At 42.4% G+C, this 236-nt stretch carries 1 protein-coding gene; it reads right to left on the reverse strand.

Features of this window, described 5'->3' with window-relative positions:
* Positions 1–236, reverse strand: a 236-nt coding sequence (locus tag SB749_RS20880) for a chromate transporter (protein WP_410712001.1), incomplete at both ends; no start/stop codon positions are given.

The raw sequence follows: 236 nt of genomic DNA on the forward strand, positions 1-236 counted from the left end.
CTGCTGTTTCAATATTCATTCCTTTCATCAGCAATGCGAGCGTAATAAGTGCGATAACAGACGGAAGAGTAAATCCGAGAAAAGACACAATGCCTCCTAATACCCCACTATGTATGACTCCTATGCCAATCCCCACTTGACTGCTTGCTGGACCAGGGAGGAATTGACATAAGGCTACTAAATCTGCGTAACTTTTTTCATCCAACCATTTTCTTCTTCGTACATATTCTTCGTGG

Origin of the sequence: Brevibacterium sp. SIMBA_078 (assembly GCF_046534565.1) — a bacterium.
Classification (GTDB): Bacteria; Actinomycetota; Actinomycetes; order Actinomycetales; family Brevibacteriaceae; genus Brevibacterium.